Annotated in this window: 16 protein-coding genes and 1 pseudogene; 8 read left to right on the top strand and 9 right to left on the bottom strand. The window is 53.5% G+C overall.

The window, feature by feature from the left end; translation table 11 throughout:
* On the top strand, positions 1-692 hold a 692-nt coding region (locus PAT3040_RS39125), incomplete at its 5' end, for an MFS transporter (protein WP_373863983.1).
* A 133-nt stretch (positions 693-825) separates the two neighbouring features.
* On the opposite strand, the gene PAT3040_RS29085 is transcribed toward PAT3040_RS39125, so the two are convergent.
* Both PAT3040_RS29085 and PAT3040_RS29080 read right to left on the bottom strand, forming a co-directional pair.
* Positions 826-2,712 carry an ABC transporter ATP-binding protein gene (locus tag PAT3040_RS29085; RefSeq protein ID WP_108995433.1) on the bottom strand — a complete coding sequence of 629 codons (1,887 nt, stop codon included), beginning with the start codon at positions 2,710-2,712 and terminating at the stop codon, positions 826-828.
* Positions 2,709-4,475, bottom strand: coding sequence for an ABC transporter ATP-binding protein (locus tag PAT3040_RS29080; RefSeq protein ID WP_108995432.1), 1,767 nt, complete (start codon positions 4,473-4,475; stop codon positions 2,709-2,711). The genes PAT3040_RS29085 and PAT3040_RS29080 overlap by 4 nt, the downstream gene beginning before the upstream one ends.
* A 652-nt stretch (positions 4,476-5,127) precedes the next feature.
* Here PAT3040_RS29080 and PAT3040_RS29075 point away from each other — a divergent pair.
* Complete coding sequence (locus tag PAT3040_RS29075; protein ID WP_108995431.1) at positions 5,128-5,781, top strand: transcriptional regulator; 654 nt, start codon at positions 5,128-5,130, stop codon at positions 5,779-5,781.
* A gap of 194 nt (positions 5,782-5,975) precedes the next feature.
* Here the strand turns inward: PAT3040_RS29075 and PAT3040_RS29070 are convergent, their stop codons facing one another.
* From PAT3040_RS29070 to PAT3040_RS29055, 4 genes are all read right to left on the bottom strand, one after another.
* Positions 5,976-6,392: a GNAT family N-acetyltransferase gene (locus PAT3040_RS29070; RefSeq protein WP_258235217.1), complete on the bottom strand. Its 417-nt coding sequence runs from the start codon at positions 6,390-6,392 to the stop codon at positions 5,976-5,978.
* 237 nt (positions 6,393-6,629) lie between these two features.
* Positions 6,630-6,827 carry a twin-arginine translocase TatA/TatE family subunit gene (locus tag PAT3040_RS29065; protein WP_108995430.1) on the bottom strand — a complete coding sequence of 66 codons (198 nt, stop codon included), beginning with the start codon at positions 6,825-6,827 and terminating at the stop codon, positions 6,630-6,632.
* A gap of 53 nt (positions 6,828-6,880) precedes the next feature.
* On the bottom strand, positions 6,881-7,438 hold the full coding sequence (locus PAT3040_RS29060) for a RidA family protein (protein ID WP_087571882.1): 558 nt from the start codon (positions 7,436-7,438) through the stop codon (positions 6,881-6,883).
* Between the two features lie 87 nt (positions 7,439-7,525).
* Positions 7,526-9,130 (bottom strand): flavin monoamine oxidase family protein, encoded by a 1,605-nt coding sequence (locus PAT3040_RS29055; protein ID WP_108995429.1) that lies wholly within the window; start codon positions 9,128-9,130, stop codon positions 7,526-7,528.
* Between the two features lie 346 nt (positions 9,131-9,476).
* Here PAT3040_RS29055 and PAT3040_RS29050 point away from each other — a divergent pair, with 346 nt between their 5' ends.
* Together PAT3040_RS29050 and tatC are read left to right on the top strand one after the other, a co-directional pair.
* Complete coding sequence (locus tag PAT3040_RS29050; RefSeq protein WP_087571884.1) at positions 9,477-9,722, top strand: MerR family transcriptional regulator; 246 nt, start codon at positions 9,477-9,479, stop codon at positions 9,720-9,722.
* 13 nt (positions 9,723-9,735) lie between these two features.
* On the top strand, positions 9,736-10,479 hold the full coding sequence (tatC, locus tag PAT3040_RS29045; protein WP_108995428.1) for a twin-arginine translocase subunit TatC: 744 nt from the start codon (positions 9,736-9,738) through the stop codon (positions 10,477-10,479).
* A gap of 101 nt (positions 10,480-10,580) precedes the next feature.
* Here the strand turns inward: tatC and wsfD are convergent, their stop codons facing one another.
* Together wsfD and PAT3040_RS39595 are read right to left on the bottom strand one after the other, a co-directional pair.
* Positions 10,581-12,017, bottom strand: a complete 1,437-nt coding sequence (gene wsfD, locus PAT3040_RS29040) for a glycan biosynthesis hexose transferase WsfD (RefSeq protein ID WP_108995427.1) — start codon at positions 12,015-12,017, stop codon at positions 10,581-10,583.
* A gap of 109 nt (positions 12,018-12,126) precedes the next feature.
* The gene (locus PAT3040_RS39595; RefSeq protein ID WP_305778792.1) at positions 12,127-13,863 is read right to left on the bottom strand and encodes an ABC transporter ATP-binding protein; all 1,737 of its coding nucleotides are present in this window, start codon (positions 13,861-13,863) and stop codon (positions 12,127-12,129) included.
* A 404-nt stretch (positions 13,864-14,267) separates the two neighbouring features.
* Between PAT3040_RS39595 and PAT3040_RS29030 the strand changes: the two genes are divergently transcribed.
* The 4 genes from PAT3040_RS29030 (at position 14,268) to PAT3040_RS29015 (ending at position 19,936) form a co-directional block, all read left to right on the top strand.
* On the top strand, positions 14,268-15,713 hold the full coding sequence (locus PAT3040_RS29030) for an ABC transporter permease (RefSeq protein ID WP_108995425.1): 1,446 nt from the start codon (positions 14,268-14,270) through the stop codon (positions 15,711-15,713).
* Between the two features lie 14 nt (positions 15,714-15,727).
* Positions 15,728-17,233, top strand: a complete 1,506-nt coding sequence (locus PAT3040_RS29025; RefSeq protein ID WP_108995424.1) for an ABC transporter permease — start codon at positions 15,728-15,730, stop codon at positions 17,231-17,233.
* A gap of 317 nt (positions 17,234-17,550) precedes the next feature.
* Complete coding sequence (locus tag PAT3040_RS29020) at positions 17,551-19,380, top strand: ABC transporter substrate-binding protein (protein WP_108995423.1); 1,830 nt, start codon at positions 17,551-17,553, stop codon at positions 19,378-19,380.
* A gap of 103 nt (positions 19,381-19,483) precedes the next feature.
* Complete coding sequence (locus tag PAT3040_RS29015) at positions 19,484-19,936, top strand: hypothetical protein (protein ID WP_108995422.1); 453 nt, start codon at positions 19,484-19,486, stop codon at positions 19,934-19,936.
* A gap of 114 nt (positions 19,937-20,050) precedes the next feature.
* On the opposite strand, the pseudogene PAT3040_RS29010 reads toward PAT3040_RS29015, so the two are convergent.
* Positions 20,051-21,307 (bottom strand): annotated as a pseudogene (locus tag PAT3040_RS29010) (SulP family inorganic anion transporter); the annotation flags it as partial.
* Positions 21,308-21,385 lie beyond the last annotated feature (78 nt).

The raw sequence follows: 21,385 nt of genomic DNA, 5'->3' as shown, positions 1-21,385 counted from the left end.
TCGGCGCAGCCGGGCTCGTCGTAGCCGCCGTAATCGCAAGGCTGCTGCCCTCGATCGCCGGGGACGAAGCCGTTCCGCTAAGCAAGCAGTGGCAAACGTTAGGTAGCGCGATCGTCATTGCCGGACTGGTGTTCTCCTTCCTGCGAGAATCCGGCAACTCCATTCTGCTGACCTTCCTTACGCCGTTCATGACCGATGTGCTGGGGCTCGGAGCTTCCCGCATCGCGTCCGTTATGTTGGCGCTAGGCATTGTCGGCGCCATCGGCTCTCGGCTCGGCGGCTTCGGGGTGGACCGCTGGGGCGAGAAACGCGTCATCTTGTTAGGCGCGTTCGTTCATATCGCTGCACTTTCCGTCCTGCCGCTAGCCGCCGGCTCCGTCCCGCTGGGACTTGGGCTGATCGCGATCGTCATACTGGCCATGTTCGTATCCGGTCCCGCCATCCAAACGTACTTCATTCGTCAAGCACCGCATTCCGCGAGCATCGCGATCAGCTTCAACACCTCCTTTATTCACCTGGGCCTTGCGGCAGGCGCCGGACTTGGAGGCGTCATGGCCAAGGGTACGGCAACCACGCTTTACAATCCATGGGGCGCAAGCATCGTCGTCGCTTTAGGTTTGGCTGCAATTCTTGCAGGCTTGGCGCAAGATAGAAGACGGGGGCATGCGGCAGGTGTTGCGGAGAAACAATAAAGCTTGCCCATCTCGTCCCGATAGAGCGTTGCCTGCAGGGGGACCGTTCCGCACCTTCTAACCAATAGTACCCCTGCGCAAGCGCGCGAGGGGTACCTTGTGTTTTGCAGTCGTATGGTAATTAAAGCTTTAGTTAACCGGCGGTCGGAATCGATGGGCCCGCCGAGAATTGGCTGTTGTACAGATCCGCGTAGAAACCGCCTCGTGCCAACAGTTCCTCGTGAGTGCCTTGCTCGATAACCGTGCCTTCTTTCATGACAAGAATGAGGTCGGCGTCCCGGATTGTCGATAGTCGGTGAGCAATGACAAAGCTCGTTCGACCGGACATCAAGTGATTCATCGCCTGCTGGATTTGAATTTCGGTGCGCGTATCCACGCTGCTCGTCGCTTCGTCCAGAATGAGAATGGACGGATCCGCGAGAATCGCCCTGGCGATCGTCAGAAGCTGCTTCTGGCCTTGCGAGATGTTGGACGCCTCTTCATTAAGCACTGTATTGTAGCCTTCAGGCAGCGTGCGGATGAAATGGTCGGCATGCGCCGCTTGCGCCGCCTCGACAACTTCCTGCTCTGTCGCCCCTAACCGGCCATAAGCGATATTGTCCCTAATCGTGCCGCCGAACAGCCACGTGTCCTGCAATACCATGCCGAACAGGCTCCGAAGCTGCCCGCGCTCGAGCTCGCGGATATCGTGTCCGTCTATCGTTATCGCTCCATCGCCAACCTCGTAGAATCGCATTAACAGATTGACAAGCGTCGTCTTGCCCGCCCCGGTCGGTCCGACAATCGCGACGGTCTGACCACTCTTGACCGAGATGTTCATGTCCTGGATGAGCGGCTTCTCCGGGTTGTAGCCGAAGCTTACACCCTGGAATTCCACCACTCCATGCGACCTGACCAATGCAGGCTGCTTGCCCTTGGTTTCCGGAGATTCCTCGGCTTCGTCCAGCAGCTCGAACACCCGCTCTGCCGAAGCCAGCGTCGATTGAATGATGTTGGCAATGTTGGCCGTCTGCGTGATCGGCATCGTGAATTGCCGGGCATATTGGATAAACGCCTGAATGTCGCCGACGGTAATCGTCCGCTGCGTCACAAGGACGCCGCCAACAACGCAGATGCAGACATATCCGATATTGCCGATAAGATTCATGACCGGCATGATGATGCCGGAGATAAATTGCGCCCGCCAGCTGGAATTATACAACTTTTCGTTCATCGCTTCGAATTTGCTAATGGATTCCTTCTCGCGTCCGAAAGCCTTTACGATGGTATGTCCTGTGTACATTTCTTCGACGTGGCCGTTGAGATCGCCAAGCTGAGCCTGCTGGTTTTTGAAATGAACCTGGGACCGCTTCGCGATCATCGCGATCGCAATAAAGCTAAGCGGCAGCGTAAGAACAAGAATCAGCGTGAGCAGCGGACTGATCGTCAACATCATGACGATAACGCCAATCAGCGTCACGATGGATGTTATGAGCTGCGTCAGGCTTTGCTGCAAGGTGTTGCTGATGTTGTCCACGTCGTTGACGACGCGGCTTAAAATATCGCCGTTCGAACGGGAGTCGTAAAATTTCAGCGGCAGCCTGCCCAGCTTGTCGTTCACTTCGTTCCGCAGCCGGTATACGACCTTCTGCGCGACGCCGGCCATCAGATATTGCTGCACGAAGGCGAACAACGAGCTGATCACGTAAAGTCCGGCGAGCAAGCCGAGAATTTCGACGATGCCCTGGAAGTCGATCTTCGTGCTGGTTACGATGCCCTCAAATAAAATATCCGTCGCTCTGCCCAGAATCTTCGGGCTGAGAATCGAGAATACCGTGCTTAGAACCGCAGCCAGCAGCACGGCCAGCAAAATGAGACGGAACGGCTTCAAATAGCCGGACAGCCGCTTTAGCGAGCCCTTGAAATCCCGGGCCTTCTGCCCGGGAACGCCCATTCCGGGTCCAGGGCCGAAGCCCATGGGTCTGCCGCCGGGAGGGCCACCTCCGCGAGCGCCAGCTCCTGCATTGTTCTCTTTGCTCATGCGCTCTCCTCCTCTGACAGCTGCGAGGACACGATCTCGCGATACACGCCGCTAGTCTCCATCAGTTCCTTATGCGTGCCGATGCCCGCGATTCGGCCTTCGTCCAGCACGATAATGCGATCCGCGTCCATAACGGTGCTGACTCTCTGCGCGACGATTAATACCGCCGCATCCGCCGTCTCCGCCCGCAAAGCGCTTCGTAGCTTCGCGTCCGTCTTGTAATCGAGCGCGGAGAAGCTGTCGTCGAACAGGTACACCTCCGGCTTTCGCACCAGCGCGCGTGCGATGGATAGCCGCTGCTTCTGCCCGCCGGATACGTTCGTCCCGCCCTGCGACAGTACGGAATCGAAGCCATCCGGCATCGCCGACACGAAGTCGAGCGCCTGCGCGATTTCCGCCGCCCTGCGTATCTCTTCGTCGGTCGCATCTTCCTTGCCGTAGCGGATATTCTCCGCGACCGTTCCCGAAAACAACACCGCCTTCTGCGGAACAAGCGCAATTCGCTTACGGAGCTCTTCTTGCGTCCATTCCCTGACATCCTTGCCGCCGACGCGGACGGAACCGCCCGCTACATCAAAAAACCTCGGAATCAAATGGATAAGGGTGGACTTCCCGGAGCCTGTTCCGCCGATGATCGCCGTTATTTCTCCACGGCCAGCTTGGAACGAAATGTCGGATAAAGCCGGCATCTCGGCGCCCGGATAACTGAAGCTGACCTTGTTGAATTCCACAACGCCGCCAATCCCAGGCGATGCTTCCTTTGCGTCGCCCTCGGAGACTGCCTGGGCTGTTGTCGACACATTGTCTATATCCGTCACCGACGGCTCAAGCTCCAGCACCTCGTTAATACGAGCCGCGGATGCAGCCGCTCTCGGAACCATAACGAACATCATGGAGAACATGAGCAGCGAGAACATGATCTGCATCGCGTATTGAATGAACGCCATAAGGTCGCCGACGCCCATCGCTCCGTTATCGATACGCAGACCGCCGAAGTAAACAATCGCGATCGTGGACAAGTTCATGATCAGCATCATGACCGGCATCATAACCGCCATAATCTGATTCACCTTGATCGATGTCTGCATAAGATCGGCGTTGGCCTCCGTAAATCGCTCGTTCTCGTGTGCCGTGCGGTTGAACGAACGAATGACGCGGATGCCCGTCAGCCCTTCGCGCAGCACAAGGTTCAGCCGATCCAGCTTCTTCTGGATCGCCTTGAAGTATGGCATCCCCTTCGACGTAATGAGCCAGATCGCTCCCGCAAGAACCGGCAACGCCACCAGAAGCACAAGCGTAAGCTCGGCATCCTTGTACAGCGCCATAATGATGCCCCCGATGCACATCATCGGCGCCATGACCATGAGGCGAAGCATCATCATAAGAACTTGCTGCACCTGGTTAATGTCGTTCGTCGTACGGGTGATAAGCGAAGCCGTGCCGATTCGATCGAATTCCTGCAGCGAGAAGTGCTCGGCATGCTGGAACACCTTGCCTCTCACGATCCGTCCGAAGCCGGACGAAATCTTAGAGGCATAAAGACTTGCTAGAATCGAGACTGTGGTCCCCAGCAGCGTAATGAGCAGCATGTAGCCGCCCATCCGCCAAATAAACGGCTTGTCTCCTTCAATGACACCCCTGTTGACGATATCCGCCATCAAGGTCGGCAAGTACAGCTCCGATAACGACTGAATCAGAATAAGCGTCATGACCAGTGCAATCGCGACCCGATACGGCCGTAAAAATCGGAACAATCGCAGCATCTTCCTACACCATCCCCTAAGCTCGGTATGTGCCCGTTCCATGAGAAACGAGGCGACTATCATGCCAATATTTTAGTAGTAAACAAATCTTCTCCTATTATATCGGTTCCGCTCCAAGAAATTCAATGTGTCTGCCGAAACCAACCGTTCGCCCCGTCCGGCCTTCCCCCCTTACGCGCCGTCATATCGCATACCTCGGCCTTATACACTGTGCGCCGCCGTATTGCAAACCTCGGCCTTATACACTGCGCGCCGCAATATCGCATACCTCGGCCGCTAACGGACATACAAAGCTCTATTGCTCGTAAAATGGCTCCATTCGAAATCTTACGGACACAGGGAACACTATTCTAGTCATTCTCGCTATTTCTCCGACTCAAACCTGCCAATAACGCTTCTTGTGTCTGTTACATTTGCAATATATTCGGTTTTAGCCAAATAGAGGCCCGGATGTCCGTTAGAAATTTCAGGCAGTCATTAAGTAGCCATAAAACGAGCATTCAACGATCATTCATGCTGGACAGCAGGTTTATTTTACGATACGCTACAGCTAATACGAATAACCACATGGCCGTGAAGAACACGCCGCTCCGATTACGCAATCGGGGCGGCTTTTCGTTTTTCGGTAACTTAGACGAAGGAGAGGTTGCTTGTGACGAAGTTCGAAGAGAGATTCGAAGAGTGGATGCAGGGGCAAATCGCCAATAAGGATGTCAACCCGCGCAGACGCGAACGTCTTGAGCTAGGACTCGGGCATGGTACGATCGAATTTTTGCGCACGATCTGGTTTCCTGCCGTACGACATTTCGATCATTTGCACGCGGAATGGGAGGTGCGCGATTTCCATAACGGTTACCGCTACATCGATCTGGCCTATACGCCGGGCGATGCCAAGGGGGCAATCGAGATTCAAGGCTACGGTCCGCATGCAAGGGATCTGGACGTGAGGCGGTTCAAGGATTTGTGCTGGCGTCACAGTTTAATGGCACTGGACGGCTGGACCTTCCTGCCGATCGCTTATCCTTCAATAAAAGAAGAAACGAGCAGGTGTCAGCAGCTGATTCTCTCTTTTATCGGTTTGTTTGTTGCCGCCAACACGACGCCAAATATGGGTTACCTGGAGGCTGAGACCTTGCGTTATGCACGTCGGCTGCTACGACCTTTCACGCCAACCGATCTCGCTTCGCATCTATGCGTCTCCAATCGTCACGCCAATCGGATCCTCAACCACCTCGTGCAGCTAGATGCATTGGACGTTGCCAGCGGAAATCTCAGATACCGCGCGTTTCGCTTACGGACAGATTAAACCTTATTTTGCCGATAACCATCAGCTTGAAAAACTAATGGACACAAACGACGCTATTTCATAAATTCCAGCCCGAAAAAGGCTAAAAGCTATGAAATAGCGTTTCGCTTGTCCGTTACATTTGCCAAATCTCCGAAATCAATAAAATAGTGTTTCTCTTGTCCGCTACGATGCAGCGAAAGTCTCTTCTCGCTTCAAATGAACGACAAGTAACATCGTTCCATAATCACATAATCCTTGCCGCTTTTGCTGAAGGCGGAGCCTGTGGCGCGCAATCCGAATTTCTCGTAAAACGCGACCTTGTTGACTCTCGCATTACAGTAGATCCGCTTAACGCCCGCCCTCTCTGCTTCACCGATCACATAGCTCAAAAGTCGGCTCCCGTACCCTTTGTTCTGTTCCGTCGCCAGCGTCGCGAATTTCCTGAACTGCGCTTGATCTCCTTGAGCGAAGAGGGACACTACTGAAACCAGCTCGTCTCCTTCGAACAGTCCGTAATGTTTGCCCAGCCCATCATCATCCAACTTAATGAAGTCGAATTCCTTCTCCGGCCACATAACCAGATGACGCAGCAGCCAAGCCTGCTCTTTATCGATCCTTCTAATGTTAATGTCCAATTTCCTTACAACCCTTCGTTAAGTTCCGAATCATTCCTTACATTTTATCACATAGCCGCTCATCCGCTTAATACTCCCAATCCAGTCGAATTCGAGCCAAAAAAAAAGAGCCGCCCCCCTATGAAAGAGGCGACAGCTCTCCTATGACCCGACTCGGTAAACCACCGCGGACGATAGCCCTCTACGCGCGGTTATGACGCTTCGCAACGCATTGTCTAAGCGTATCACCGACTACCCTTTGGCAGCCTCCTTAGGCGTCTCGATCACATCGTCCTTCGTGTCGGAGACCAGCTCCTTGGCCGAAGACTTGAACTCATGCAACGTCCGGCCCACTGCGCGCCCCAACTCCGGGAGCTTGGACGGACCGAATATGATGAGCACCACGACCAAAATCATCAACAATCCCGGGAATCCGATATTTTGAAGCATAGGAACATTCCCCTTCCTGATTCTATTTTATTGTTTCCCGCAACCTCGTAGAGCTAGTCCCTATTATGAGGGATGGGATACGCCGCCACCGCTTCGATCTCGATCAGCCAGTCCGAATTGACGAGACCCGCCACGCCGACCGTCGAGCGGGCCGTCTTGATCGGATTCTCCTTTGTGTTGAAAAACTTCGCATACGCGTTGAACCAGCCCGTATAGTCGAATTTGCCGTCCAGCGCCGCGTCCGGCGTCACGTACACGCGCAGATAGATGACGTCCTTCAGGGACAAACCTTGGTCGATTAACTGCTTCTCGATATTTTTGAGAATGCCCTCGGCCTGCTTCTCCGTATTGCCGTAGCGCTCATAGACGGTTTTGCCGTCCTTGTTGAGCAGAGGAGGCACCGTGCCGCTTGTAGAGAAAGTCGCCGACCCTGCCGGCAGAGCCACCGCGTTAGAGATGGAAGAGCTGGGGCTGCCGTAGAACTCCGGCTCGTTAATCGGCGTTAGCGGCAATTTGTTCGGCGTAACCGCCGCCGCGTACACGGAAGCTCCGATAAAACACGATAAAATCGCCGTTCCCGCCAATACTTTGACGTTTCGTTTGATCGCCATGTCCAATCATTCCCTCCATTAATAAATGACGAATAAGTTCAGCCCTTTTGCGCGATCGCAATCATTTATGCCGTCATAACAGTAACCTTATTCCTTCATCACGCGTTCCGCGATGTCGGTGACGACGGCCCGCGCCGACTCGATGCCGCCGGCCATCCAGGCCGTTATGTAGCTGATATGCTCGCCCGCCAGGTATACTCTGCGATCCGGCTTGCACAGCGTCGGATACAACGTTGACCGTTGATCGCCCGAATAAGATACCCAACCGCCTTCGTTATACTTGATTTTCTTCCAATCGACGGAGAAGGAAGCCTCGAACTCCTTATGATACTGCGGATGAATCTTCGAGCCTTGAGCCAGCGCGTGCGCTTCCCGCTCCTGATAGGACATCGCGCCAAGCTTGTCCGCGCTGCCGCCGAAAGCATAGTAGCCAAGCAGCAACCCTTTTTTGTCCATATAGCCGGTTGGAGGGTAATAGATGGAGGAGATGTCCATATTGGTCAACGTGTTGCCGCCGTAGATGCCCTCGTCTTCCTCCCAGAAGCGGCGTTTGAATTGCAGTCCGATTTTGCCCGCGGAGGCATAACCGACGCTGTTTATCGCTTTTTTCATATCCGGCGAGAAGTCCGCCTTAATGCCCTTGAGCACCGATAGCGGGATCGTGCAAATACAGAAGTCTCCCTCCAGCTTCTGAGTAGCGCCCGTGGCCAAGTTCTTATAGGAGACCGTGACGCCTTTGTCGCTTTGCTTGATTTCGGACACCTCGGAGTGAAAGCGGATCTTGCCCTTCAGACGTTTCTCGAACGCCTGCGGAATGGCGTCCATGCCACCAACGGGGTGGAACATCATCATCTGCTGGTCGTAACCGTATTCGCTGCTGAGATAGTTCCCGAAGCCCGAATTCAGAATCGCCTTCATGCTAAACGGATCGCGAATGACGCCAGCGTCGAGACGCGCGCCCGGCTCGTCCTTGTAACCACCCCTCGAAGACCCCTTGTAAAATAAATCCGCATCCAGTCCGCCCTCCGACCGGAGGTACGCCACAAGCTTTTCCTTCTCCTCGGCCGTCAGGGGCATGTCCAGCGCGTTCTGCTTCACGGCTTTCGCCATCAACTCGCTCACGTACCCGCGCACGTCGGCTTTCGCTTCGCGCTTGCGAACCTTCTTGCCCGACAGCTCCCCAACATTCTCGTTGTAGTAGTAGGCGTGGTCGTTGACGTTGCCGAACGGCTCGATGGAAATGCCGAACTTCCGGATGTATTCCATCGTGACATGGAACTGCGGTATGCGCATGGGCCCCGCGTTCAGATACAGACCGTCCGCGAATCTGGCCACTTGCTTCGCCGCGCCGATCTCGGTCACCGTCGTCCCCCTGCGCACGGACCAGATTCGGCCTCCGGATCGAGCCCGCGCTTCCAGAATGGTACAGTCGAATCCGGCTTGACCTAGCTCGTACGCTGCGGTCATGCCCGCGATACCGGCTCCGAGGATGACGACTTTTTTGCCGCCGCGTCCGCTCAGATTCAGCGCGTTCGCATCGGGCGGCTCGTAATCCGCCGCTTTCAACGTCTCCGGCGACAACAGTCCCAGCGTACCCATGACGCTAAATACCGCGGCCCCGCCACCGATCTTGCCTACCGCGCTAAGAAATTGCCGCCTGGACATTTCATTTGGCGCTTTGGTCGATTCCATTCCGCTCCACTCCCATTCTTCAGCATCGATGTGCTTGGTTTACCACACAACGTCAAGATAACATGCCGGGATTGAGAGACTCTATTTTTGTGTCAGAAATACTTACATAAATGTTTTTTTAAGATTCTCTTTCGTCTGATAAACTTCGTAAATATAGGCTGTTTCTCCCACGTCAATATCTCTCATTTTTGTATAACGGGTTGGAATAGTTCATCGAGACCATTGTCAAACAGGTTGCCGATTGTTAAAATCTCTCCCAAACGAAATAAATGTTAGTTTATCTAACCCAATTCTGCCACGAAATTCAGCATCCAACATTCTTTGCAATGAACCAGGAGGCGAGAGCATGAGCAAAAAGGTGATAGGGATTGGCATGGTCAGAGAATTGACGGGGCTTACGGAGAGGCAAATCCGGTATTACGAGGATCGACAGCTCATCTTTCCGGAACGAACACCGGGCGGTGCTCGAAAGTTCTCGTTCGAGGATGTGGAGCAATTGAAGGAGATCGACCGGAAGCTGCGAGACGGCTTCCATACGTTCGAGTTACGCAAAACTTTTTTGTCCGGCGCCCCACGCTCGCTGGAAACCTAGAGGAGGCTGTGTAATGTTATCGCCGACAATCATGACTTTCCTGGAGCACTTGGCTCAGCTGCGCAAACAAATTATCGCAATCGCCATTGTATTCGTATTATGCACCGTCGCCGGACTCGTCGTCGCGCCATACATTTTCGACGCTATCAAAAATGCGCCTCCGGCGTCATCGATGGACTGGAACACATTTTCCCCCTTTGACGGCGTTCGCATCTATATGGTTATCGCGATGTCCGTCGCGCTTGTGTTGACGCTGCCCTTGGCGCTATTACTGATTTGGAACTTCGTGAAAAAGGGAATGTATCCGCATGAACGGTCGGCGGCGCTTCGTTATATCCCTTACAGCGTATTTTGCCTGCTGGTCGGCCTTGCTTTCGGTTATTTCGTCGTTTTGCCCATGAGCTTCTCGTTCGTCACAAGCGTCTCGGAGAAGCTTCAGCTAACGGAGACGTATGGGGTCGCTCAATACTTTGGTTTCATGATGAACATCGTGCTGCCCGTTGCCGCGGCCTTCGAGCTCCCGATTGTCGTCATGTTCCTCACCCGTATCGGCCTTTTGACGCCCGAACGGCTGCGCCGTTCCAGACGGTACGCCTATCTCGTTCTTGTCGTCGTCTCCAATCTGATGACGCCGCCCGACATCGTATCCGACTTTCTCCTCCTTATCCCGCTCATTCTGCTATTCGAGATCAGCGTTTGGCTATCCAAGTCCGTGTACCGAAAACGGGTTGCTGCAACGGAAGCCATGGCTTCGTAATTGGGACAAGCTCTTCTGCCGGAGGTACGCAAACAAGACCCTGCCAGAAACGACCGAACTCGTCCGGTCTGTTTCTGGCAAGGGTCTTGTTTAGGGTTTGCTTATTGGCCTGTATGCCCCAATTCTCGTACTTGCTTGCAAATCCGATATATCGCCCAGACAACGGACGACACAACCATGGCATCGAAGCAGACGTTAAACAAAAAGAGATGTTTGCCCATGTCGGCCTGCCCATCGCCCAATATCGGGATAAGGAAAGCAAAGATGCCGGTAAGCGCCAGCAGCAGGAACAACTCTGCCTTGATTCGCGATCCAAGCGCCCGCGCCTTGAACCATTCCAGGCAGGCAACAGCCATATATGCCGCAAAAAAGGCAACGACAAACCATAACTCGTTCGGAACGTATCGATGCTTGAATTCGCTCCACCCGCTAAAGCGAAACGAAAGCGCCCCTCGCTCCTTCCCTTCCGACTTCTCGTAGTTGCCAAGATAATAAGGTCGGATGCTCATGCCGTTCTCTGCCGCATACGCCATCTTCTCTACCAATCGGCCCGGATGGCTCAAATAGAAGCCCAGCACATCGAAATGCGAAATCCGGTCGTAGAAGTCCTCTTTCAAGGAAGGATCGTTCTGCGGAATCGCCGTCCCTGCCTGAAAATAATTCGTGCCCGCCAGTACGGACAATCGCTGCGGCAGTCCCAGCTTGTCCAGATCGCCTTCGACGTCGGGCGAGTTATTCAATATGCCGAAAAACACGGTCTGATAAATATTAATTTCCTTAAAATCTTTGGGAGCCGCGACATACATCGTCACGGACGCCAACACGGTAAACGCGGACAACCCAACTATCCACGTCCGTATACGTCTCCCTTTGTCGCCAAGGCCGATATATCTAAGCCCCAGCAGGGCAAATCCGATTCCGATCGGCGCATTCTGCGTCTTTGAGCAAGTCAAAAACAGCACCGACGCGTAGAAGAGCAGCAGCAGCGGGACTGTCGGTTGTTCCGATCTTGCCAGCTTCAGCCCGAATCCGATCGAGAGCAGCAAGAAAACGAATGAAACAGGTTCCCCGAATAATGAATTGAAATAAGCCAAGTAGCCGACGTCGGCAAAAACAAATACCATCAGCAGAGCAAGCAGCGCCGAAACAATCCGAAACTCCGTACGTACAGCAGTTATCGCAACATACCCTGCAGCCAGTAACAGCGCGGTGTAGATGCCTCCCAAAATGCGAATATCGAAGGCTTCGCCGTTCGCAATTCCCCCTATCAATCTCGCAAGGACAACCAATAGAATTTGCGTAGAAGGATAGAATCCCCGAAGAAACCCGTCATAAGCGAATAAGGCATGGGCATAACCAAAAAAACGATCCTCGTAAGACTCTCCCGCATCGTAATAATTTAACCCCGCCGTTCCCATAATTCGCAAAAAATCGCCGTTGTCCGCCACCCCGATAAATGGGCCCGCAAACAACAGCACGATTGCAACAATTCCTGCGGCGGCAACGTACAGCCACTCCGCCTTTAACCATTTCCCCATACAGCACATCCTACTCGTTAGACTGTTATTCCTGGATTTCCCATTTAAGTCTAACACAAAACCGTTGTTTCTTAAACTTTCCCTTATTGCTGCCGTTCCAACTGCCGATTCACGCCCCTGCTATCGCTACCCAATGCCCTTTCGACACTTCCACGAACTGCGACGCGTCAAGTCCATACGGGTCCGCCTTCGATGCTTCTTGATTGATGACAAGCTTTTTCTGCGACTCCACCTTGGGATCCGGCACCGGAATGGCGGCCAGCAGCGTCTTCGTATAATCGTGAAGCGGATTGGTATACAGCTCCTCGCTCTCCGCCAGCTCCACGATCTTGCCCTTGTACATGACGGCTACACGGTCGCTGATATGCTTCACCATGGACAAGTCATGGGCGATAAACAGATAGGTCAGACCCAGCCGCTGCTGAAGCTCTTCGAGCAGCTTCACGACCTGGGCCTGGATGGATACATCCAGCGCGGATAACGGCTCGTCGCAAACGATGAAATCCGGCTCGACGGCAAGGGTACGGGCGATGCCGATCCGCTGCCGCTGGCCGCCCGAGAACTCGTGCGGGTAACGCATGGCATGCGAGGCGTTTAATCCTACCATGTCGAGCAGTTCCTCGATCCGCTTTTGGCGGGCAGCCTTCCCTTCATGCATGCCGTGCACATCAAGCGCCTCGCCGATAATATCGGCGACGCGGAGTCTTGGGTTCAGCGAAGCATAAGGATCCTGGAAGATCATTCCCATATGGCGGCGCATCCTCTTCATCTCTCCGCGATTTAACTGTTGGAGCGGAATGCCGCGATACAGCACCTCGCCGCCCGTCGCTTCGTTGAGCCGCAAAATCGTACGGCCCGTCGTCGATTTGCCGCTGCCCGATTCCCCTACGACGCCAAGCGTCTCCCCCGCGTGAACATCGAAGCTGATGTTGTTGACGGCCTTAAGAACCTGTCCCTTGCCGAGATCGAAGTGCTGACGCAGCGACTTCACCTGCAGGAGCGGCACATCGTCTTTCTCGCGCTTCACAAGAGGAGCGAGCTTCGGCTTCTTCTTTTCGTCGAGACGCGGCAGAGCATTGAGCAATCGAATCGTATAGGGATGCTTCGGATTCGCAAAGAGCTCCTCTGTCGTTGCCGTCTCCACAATCTCGCCGTCCTTCATAACAACGACGCGGTCGCACATGCCGGCGACAACGCCCAGATCATGCGTAATTAATATAATGGACGTGCCAAGCTCCTGCTGCAGTTGCTTCATCTGATTCAGAATCTGTGCCTGAATCGTTACGTCGAGTGCCGTCGTAGGCTCGTCCGCGATAAGCAGCGAAGGCCGGCAGGCCAGCGCGATGGCGATCATGACACGCTGACGCATCCCGCCGGAGAATTCGTGCGGATATTGCGAATAACGAGTCTCGGCGTTAGGTATCCCTACCTTCCGAAGCATCTCGATCGCTTCATTCCGTGCTGCCGACTTGTTCATTCTGCGGTGCTTGATGAGACTCTCCTCGATCTGCTTGCCGATTCGCATCGTCGGATTGAGGGACGACATCGGATCCTGGAAAATCATGCCGATCTCCTTGCCTCGGATCGCTTCCATCTCCGAATCGCTTTTGTCCGCCAGATTCATCCCCTGGAACAGGACCTCTCCGCCCTTAACGATAGAAGGAGGCGACGGCAGCAAACGCATAATCGTGCGCGCCGTGACGCTCTTGCCGCTGCCGGATTCTCCGACGATTCCCAGCGTTTCGCCCTTGCGCAGATCGAAGCTGACGCCGCGAACCGCCTCCACTTCTTTATCTCTTACATAGAAAGAAACCGATAAATCTTTGACTTGCAGCAACTCATCCATGATGTCACCTTTTTTTTTATTTTTTTTGCGTGTCGCGCATCTTTTCTGTTTTGTTGCAAATAGCTATAATAAATAATATATGAAAATTTTATTTCAAGCTATTATTTCATTCCATTAGTATCTAATTGAAATTTTATTGACTTTTCGTAACCCTTAAAATAAAATCTACTATATCGATCGGAATTATGCAAATTAAAATAGATAAAAGTGAAAGTTCAAAAAGTTCGGTTTTCAGCACCGAGAAGATTGAAAGAAGGTAGAAAGTGAGTAGCGGAGCGTAGTGGAAGCTACGTGAGCAACGGAACTTTCGCCTGAATTCAAAATTCGATGTCGAGTAGGCTTCCTGGGATACTTCGTGATCAAAAGCGGACTTTTTGAACAACCTCTTAAAGGAGCGGAATAGTTTGACTGGCGATGCTGCTGCAACGGGATACGGCTTCATTGATCGTATTGCCTCCATTTATAATAAACTGTTCGTTAACCCTGCCTATCGCCCCTTGTTGCTGTTGCTCGGAGCGCCGATCACGTTGATCCTGTTCGGAGTTTACCAATACCGTAAAACAAGAGACGGGTCGACCAGACGAAAGCAAGAAATTCGCTCAGAGCTGGCGGCTGCCGGAATGAAAGAGCAATTGCTGGCGGAGGCGATTGACCGGCTATCGCGCAAGCACCGTTTCTTCGGGCAGTCCGTTACGAAGGAACGGCTTAAAGCCGAAGCGGAACGATTGGCGGAAGCCAAACTTAACGTTCTTGTCGAAGAGCGGATCCATGAAACCTCCGCCGCCGGGCATTCGCAGGGGCAATTAACTTTCTCGGAAACCTATCGCGAGCTTATGGGTTATCCTCTCTTCGCCGCCCTTTCGTTCGTGCTGGGTCTTCCCATGTATGTCCTGATGGCCGTTTATGCCAACCCTTATGCGAAATACATCGCCGAACGGCTGTTCATGGCATTGTTCGTCATTCTGGGCGTCGCTTTCCTTGTCTTCACCATCCTGTACATCTCGCCCATGAGTCCCGCCGCCAATATCCTGGGCGAAACGGCCACTGATGAACAGATTACCGCTTTTAATCGTCTATACGGGTTGGACCAGCCTTATCTTGTCCAATTATGGAACACGATTAGAGATATCTTTACCTTCGATCTCGGTCGTTCATTCGCCGGCAACGAAGATGTAACGGTATCCATCGCGAACAAGTTCCCGGTCACGTTGACGTTAACGCTGATCTCCACAGTGATCGCCGTTATTATCGCTTTGCCTATCGGCATTATATCGGCGACAAGGCCGAATTCTTTTTTTGACTATACGTTTATGTTCATTGCGTTGCTCGGGCTGTCCATCCCGAATTTCTGGCAAGGACTGATTTTCATCTTGAACTTCTCCATCAATTGGTCCTGGCTGCCGGCAACCTATAATCCGAACAACTGGCTTTCTGCGATCATGCCAATCGTCGTGCTTGGTACCGGATTGACTGCAGCGGTTGCGCGAATGACACGTTCCTCCACGCTGGAAGTCATTCACGAGGACTATATTATTACGGCTCGGGCCAAGGGTCTTGCTCGCCGCAACGTATTATGGAAGCATGCCGTCGGCAATGCGCTGATTCCCATCATCACTGTCATCGGCCTTCAATTCGGCGGTATGCTTGGCGGAGCGGCCGTTACGGAGAAGGTATTCAATATTAACGGAATCGGCAGCTACATCGTCGACAAGCAGTTCATTCCGGATATTCCGGCCATCATGGGCGGCGTCGTCTACACAGCTATTACGATCTCGATCGTCAACGTCATCGTTGACCTGATGTACGCGTTCTTCGATCCGCGAATCCGCTCCAAGATGAAACAATATTAAAGGGTGCTTATAGGATGAATATTACTTTGACTAAACAAGAGCTCAACTTCCGGCTGAAGTCGGCGCCCGAGTATGGACAAGCCAGCTTTGCGGGCATCATTACGCTCGCGCTGGGACTTGTTCTTCTACTGAACAGCTATGTGCCTGATGAAGGTGCTTTCCGTCCTGCCGTTCTGGCCGTTGGTGTCGCCTATCTCGTCTTCGCGGCCTTGCAATTTGTCGTTTGGCTGCTCATTCGCCGCAATCTGATTGCCATAGGCGAGATCACTGCCGGTACCCGAATAATGGGCTACTTGCTAATGCTTAGCTTGTTCACTGCTAACGTATTCGCAGCCACCGCAGCGTTCCAGCTTGTCAAGAAACGCAAGACGGCGGCTTACACGCTAGCGGTATATACGCTGCTAACGACCTTGCTCGTATTCGCCGTATCGTCGCTAAACCTGTTCAAGCCCTATGTGTCGAATGGCTTCCTGCCCGGCATGTTCCTGTTGCTGGTATCGGCCGTCGTGCAGCTCGTTGCGCTGCTTCTCATCGCCAAATCCGCGAACGGGACCAAGCTTCCTCGCTGGATGTGGAGCGTAGCTTTGATCCTGATCGCCACAGCCGCTACGGGCAACCTGTTCGCCTTGTTCCTTGGCCTTCTCCTGATCTCGAAGCTTCGCGACAAGGGTTATACGTCCGGCTCCAAGGTTGGCGATATTATCGACCGTTTGTCCCGAAGCTCGACTTCGATGTTGGGCCTGCTCTTTATTTTGTTCCTGCTCGCTTTGTCCATCAGCAGCTACCTGACCTTCGATTACGGCATGGCTATCGATAATAATTATGCAGCAATCTTCCAGCCTCCGAGCTTGGAATACCCGCTGGGAACGGATAACTTCGGACGCGATCTATTCTCGCGCATCGTATTCGGCGCCCGGATCTCGCTTGTCGTAGGCTTGCTGTCCACGCTCATCCCCGTCATTATCGGCGGAGCGCTTGGCGCAATCTCCGGCTACTACGGCCGTCAAACGGACAACATAATTATGCGGGCTCTGGATATCCTGTATGCGATTCCCGGCATCCTGCTGGCAATTGCCATCATCGCGGCTTTCGGCGCCAGCACGACCAACCTCATTCTGGCGCTTAGCATCGGCGCAATTCCGACCTATGCCAGGACGATGAGGGCAAACGTCATGCTGGTATCTACGCTGGAATATGTACAAGCTGCAAGAGCCTTCGGCTCCAGCGATCTAACGATTCTGTTCAAGCATATCGTCCCGAATTCGCTGGCGCCGATGATCGTAAAGTCCACGTTGACAATCGGTACGGCCGTTATCTCGACGAGCAGCCTCAGCTTCCTGGGTCTCGGCGTAGAGCCGCATATTCCCGAATGGGGCAACATACTGAAGCTGGGCAGCGCCTACCTGGAGACCCATTCCTATACGGCGATCTATCCTGGCCTGGCGATTATCGCCCTCGTGCTGTCGTTTAACTTCCTTGGCGACGGTCTGCGCGACGCGCTGGATCCGAAGCTGGATTAGGTCGTGTCTGAAAACCCGCTCAGGGGCATCTTTCACCGCCCTTTCCGCCCCCTGCTTCGTCACTTTTGCTTGACGTACCCCGGTACGCCTTCACAAAAGTTCCTGGCATGGAACGAAAATTCGGCAAAATCTGCTCCCCTCGGAGTATTCAGACGCGCCCTAGCAAATGGCCTGTCTCATTTACTAAAAACGCCAAAGTCGTATTCCTTGTCGTAACCTCATTCATATTCCATCGACTTCTATGTTTCGAAACCATGACTGGACGATGAATGAATGTGAGTTAACATATACAAACATATCTTTAGGAGGGGAACACCATGAAAAACAAAGTCAAACTCGGAGCGATGCTGCTGCTCAGCTTATCCATCGTGTTAAGCGGCTGCAAGCTGACCACCAAAAACGACGTAGCAGAATCACCGTCGCCTACGACCGGCTCGGAAGTCGTCGACAACAACAAGGTAGACATCGAGGTGCTCGGCATGAGCGCCAATGAAGCGGATCTTAACATCGTCCGCGATCAGCTGAACAAAAACGGCTTCAACGTCAAGCTTAACGTACAAGCCGACTACAGCAGTTTCAAAGCTCAACAAGACGCAGGCAACTACGACGTATCGTTGTCCGGCTGGACAACGGTAACAGGCAACCCGGACTACGCGGTTCGCTCGCTGTTCAAAACCGGCGGCGACTACAGCATCATGTCCGATGCCGACATCGATGCTCTGATCGAGCAAGCGGCAGCTCAAACGCCGGAACAATTTGTAGCGACGTACAAAGATTTCGAGCAAAAGCTCGTATTCGATAACGCTTATATTGCTCCTCTCTACAGCTCGCTGAAATCCCAGGCGCTGAACAAGGACGTGCTGAACCCGGATTCCGTTCGTCTGTCCAAGTCCCGCTCCCTTCCTTGGGAAGAGCTTGACTTTAACGATACAGCGAAACGCGATAAAGACGCGCTGGTCTTGCAATCGACTATGCCTACATTGACATCGCTTGATCCGATCAAGGGCAACGACGGTTCCATCAACATCATCAACACGAACCAATACGTTCGCCTCGTTAACCTCACGGACGACGATAAAGTGACATCCGTAGGCTCCCTGTCGCTTAATCATGCCATCGCCGACGGCAACTCCGACTACTACTTCATCCTTCGCGACGACATCAACTTCGCCGCTGTTAAGGACAAGCTGGCTGTCGACACCGGCGAGCGCGTAGGCGCGGACGATGTCATCTTCTCGCTTGACCGTGCGAAGAACAAGGATTCTGTTCCGGATCACCGCACATACACGCTGCATGAGCATATTAAAAGCGCTGAAGTCGTTACGGACGTAGCCGCTCTGGAAGGCATTAAAGTATCCGGCAGCGACCAGACGATTAAAGCCGCTCTTGAAGAAGGTCTGGATGCGAAAATTACCTCCCTTGTCTCCGACAAAACGCAATCCGACAACGGCGCAGGCAAATACCAAGTCGTCAAAGTGACAACAACGGAGCCGTTCCCGCAAGTGTTGAACTACCTGGCTCACCAATCCGCGGGCATCGTATCCAAGAAGCAAGTAGAAGCAATTAACACATACGACGTGGCGAAGTTCGACCCGAACAAGGATATCCCTTACGGCGACCAAAACACGGTTACGGAAGGCAACGCGTACAACAATACGCTGTACACTAGCGGTCCTTACATCCTGTCGTACAAAAACGATTACGAAGCGATCTTTTACAAAAACCCTGCTTACATGACTGGCACGGATCACGCTCCGAAAATCAACAGCATTAAAGTACGTTTCATCAAAGATGCCGACAGCACCCTTGCGGCGCTTCGCAGCGGCGAGATTCATCTGTACTACGCCGTGTCCGAGACGAAATTCGACATCGTGAAGGGCGATAGCAAACTGCAACTGCAGACGCTGCCAAGCAACGCGGTATCGTATCTGCTGTTCAACACGAAAAACCGTGCGGTCGCTGAGAGCGCGGATCTGCGCAAAGCCGTATTGTACTCCATCAACCAAGAAGACTTTATCACCTACTACGGCGGCAACAAATTCAAGGCAATCTCAACGCTTAGCCCGATCGTGGATACAGGTCTGGAGCTTAAAGCCGACGCAGCCAAAGCGAAGGAATTCCTGAACGCTTACAAAGCGAGCAAATAATTAGCACGACAACAGAGACTGCTCCCGGTTGGCCAACGCCTGGTCGGGAGCTTCTCTTCGTATAGGGACTTGTTGATCATCATACATGAAGGAGTGATTGAACGTGACTCAACCAACCGCAACTAAACTTTCGCAGTGGGACGCGCTTCAGCTCGAATCGCTCAAGTCGCTTGGCTGGTCGAACGAGGAGTTGATCTCGCGGGTAAACAGCGGCAACCTGCCGAAGGACGACAGCAAATTCCAGTTCGACTACGCTGGCTTGAGGACAGTCGCCTCCGAGCAACCGGATACGTTTAAGGCAGCGGTGGAGAACGGCTATCAGATCAAATACAACACGATCCGCGGCATTCATAGCTGGATTTTCGTCGCATTAAAACAGGATGCGGAGCTCATCCTTGAGCCCGGGTCGGAAGCGGTCGCAGCGTCGCTGACGGCGGCCGAAGCCGCATCGCTCGCGGGCGTGCTCTCGTTCGGATGGGCGCTAACCGCCGTGGACGACGCCGGGGCTACCGGCGCCGATGGGCGTACGGCTTATCGGGTGTCTCCTGCGGGATAATAACATACACATACAGAGACGACCTTGCGTTCCTTCTATGAGGAATGCAGGTCGTCTTTTATCGTTGATCTCATAATCGAATGGCCGCTTGGATAATAGTCATTAACTTTCCGCATCCTCTGCCACGCTGGCGTCCGAGCGCTGCTGCCGCACGCGAGAGATGAACAAAGCGAATGACATGGCGACTCCTATGAGTACGGCCATGGTCAAGTTCGTAAAAACAGTCAGCAGAAACGTCGTCGCCAGCACCAGTGATTCGCCGTTTCTGGCGCGCAGCATCCCCATAAACGCGCGGCGTTCGCTCATGTTCCAGGCGACAACCATCAGGATTGGCGCCATGCTTGCAAGCGGGATGCGGGAAGCGTACCCCGCAAATGCCATCAGCACTCCCAGCACGACCAGTGCATGCACGATGCCGGACACCGGCGACGCCGCGCTCGACTTCACGTTCGCAGCCGTTCGCGCGATAGCTCCCGTTGCCGGAATCCCCCCGAATAAAGGCGCGACTATATTCGCGATGCCTTGACCAACCAGCTCGCGATTGCTGTTATGGCGGCTTCCCGTCATCCCGTCGGCCACTACGGCGGACAATAGCGATTCGATGCCGCCCAGCATGGCGATCGTCAACGCGGGAACGAACAGCTGTCCGGCCAGCTCCAGCGAAAGCTCGGGAATTCGAAGCGCGGGCAATGCATTCGGTATCTCGCCGTACAACGAGCCGATGGTCTCGACTCTCCCGTCGAACAGCAGCACTGCCGCTGCGGCGGAGATCAGCAAACCAACCAAAGAAGCCGGCACTTTGGGCAAGTACCGACGCGACAGCAAAATGCCCGCGAAGCCGATCGCGGCCGTGGCGATGCTGTACGCATTGACGGAAGACAGATGAACCGCCATTTCCTTGATGTTCAGCAGAAAGCTTTCTTGTTTATCGATCCGGTCCAAACCCAAAAATGCGGGAAGCTGTCCGGCAAAGATGATGACTCCGATTCCCGAAGTAAAACCGATGATAACCGGCTGCGGCATAAATCGTATGAAGCTGCCCGCCTTGAGCAGCCCCAGGGCCACAAGAATCACCCCCGCCATCATTCCCGCTGTGAGAAGCCCTTCGTAGCCGTACTGCAGCGTCACGGCCAAGAGAACAGGAACGAACGCTCCGGTAGGCCCTCCGATCTGGTAACGCGATCCGCCAAACACCGAGATGAGCACGCCCGCGACGATTGTCGTGTAAATCCCGTATTCCGGCTTTACGCCGGAAGCAATAGCAAATGCCATCCCTAATGGAATGGCAATAATCCCCACAATGAAGCCGGATAACAAATCGTTCCGAAACGACCCCGCGCGATAACCCGCGTATCTCCCCGACCCTTTCATTTGTACAACCTTCTTTTCTTCATATATTTAAATATTTGAATATATATGAAATACTACCGCCTCGCCATTAGATTGTCA

The sequence above is a fragment of the Paenibacillus agaridevorans genome (assembly GCF_003112455.1).
In the GTDB taxonomy this organism is placed as follows: Bacteria; Bacillota; Bacilli; order Paenibacillales; family Paenibacillaceae; genus Pristimantibacillus; species Pristimantibacillus agaridevorans.
Note: the sequence above shows the minus strand (reverse complement) of the source record. Positions and strands in the feature narration are given on the sequence as shown.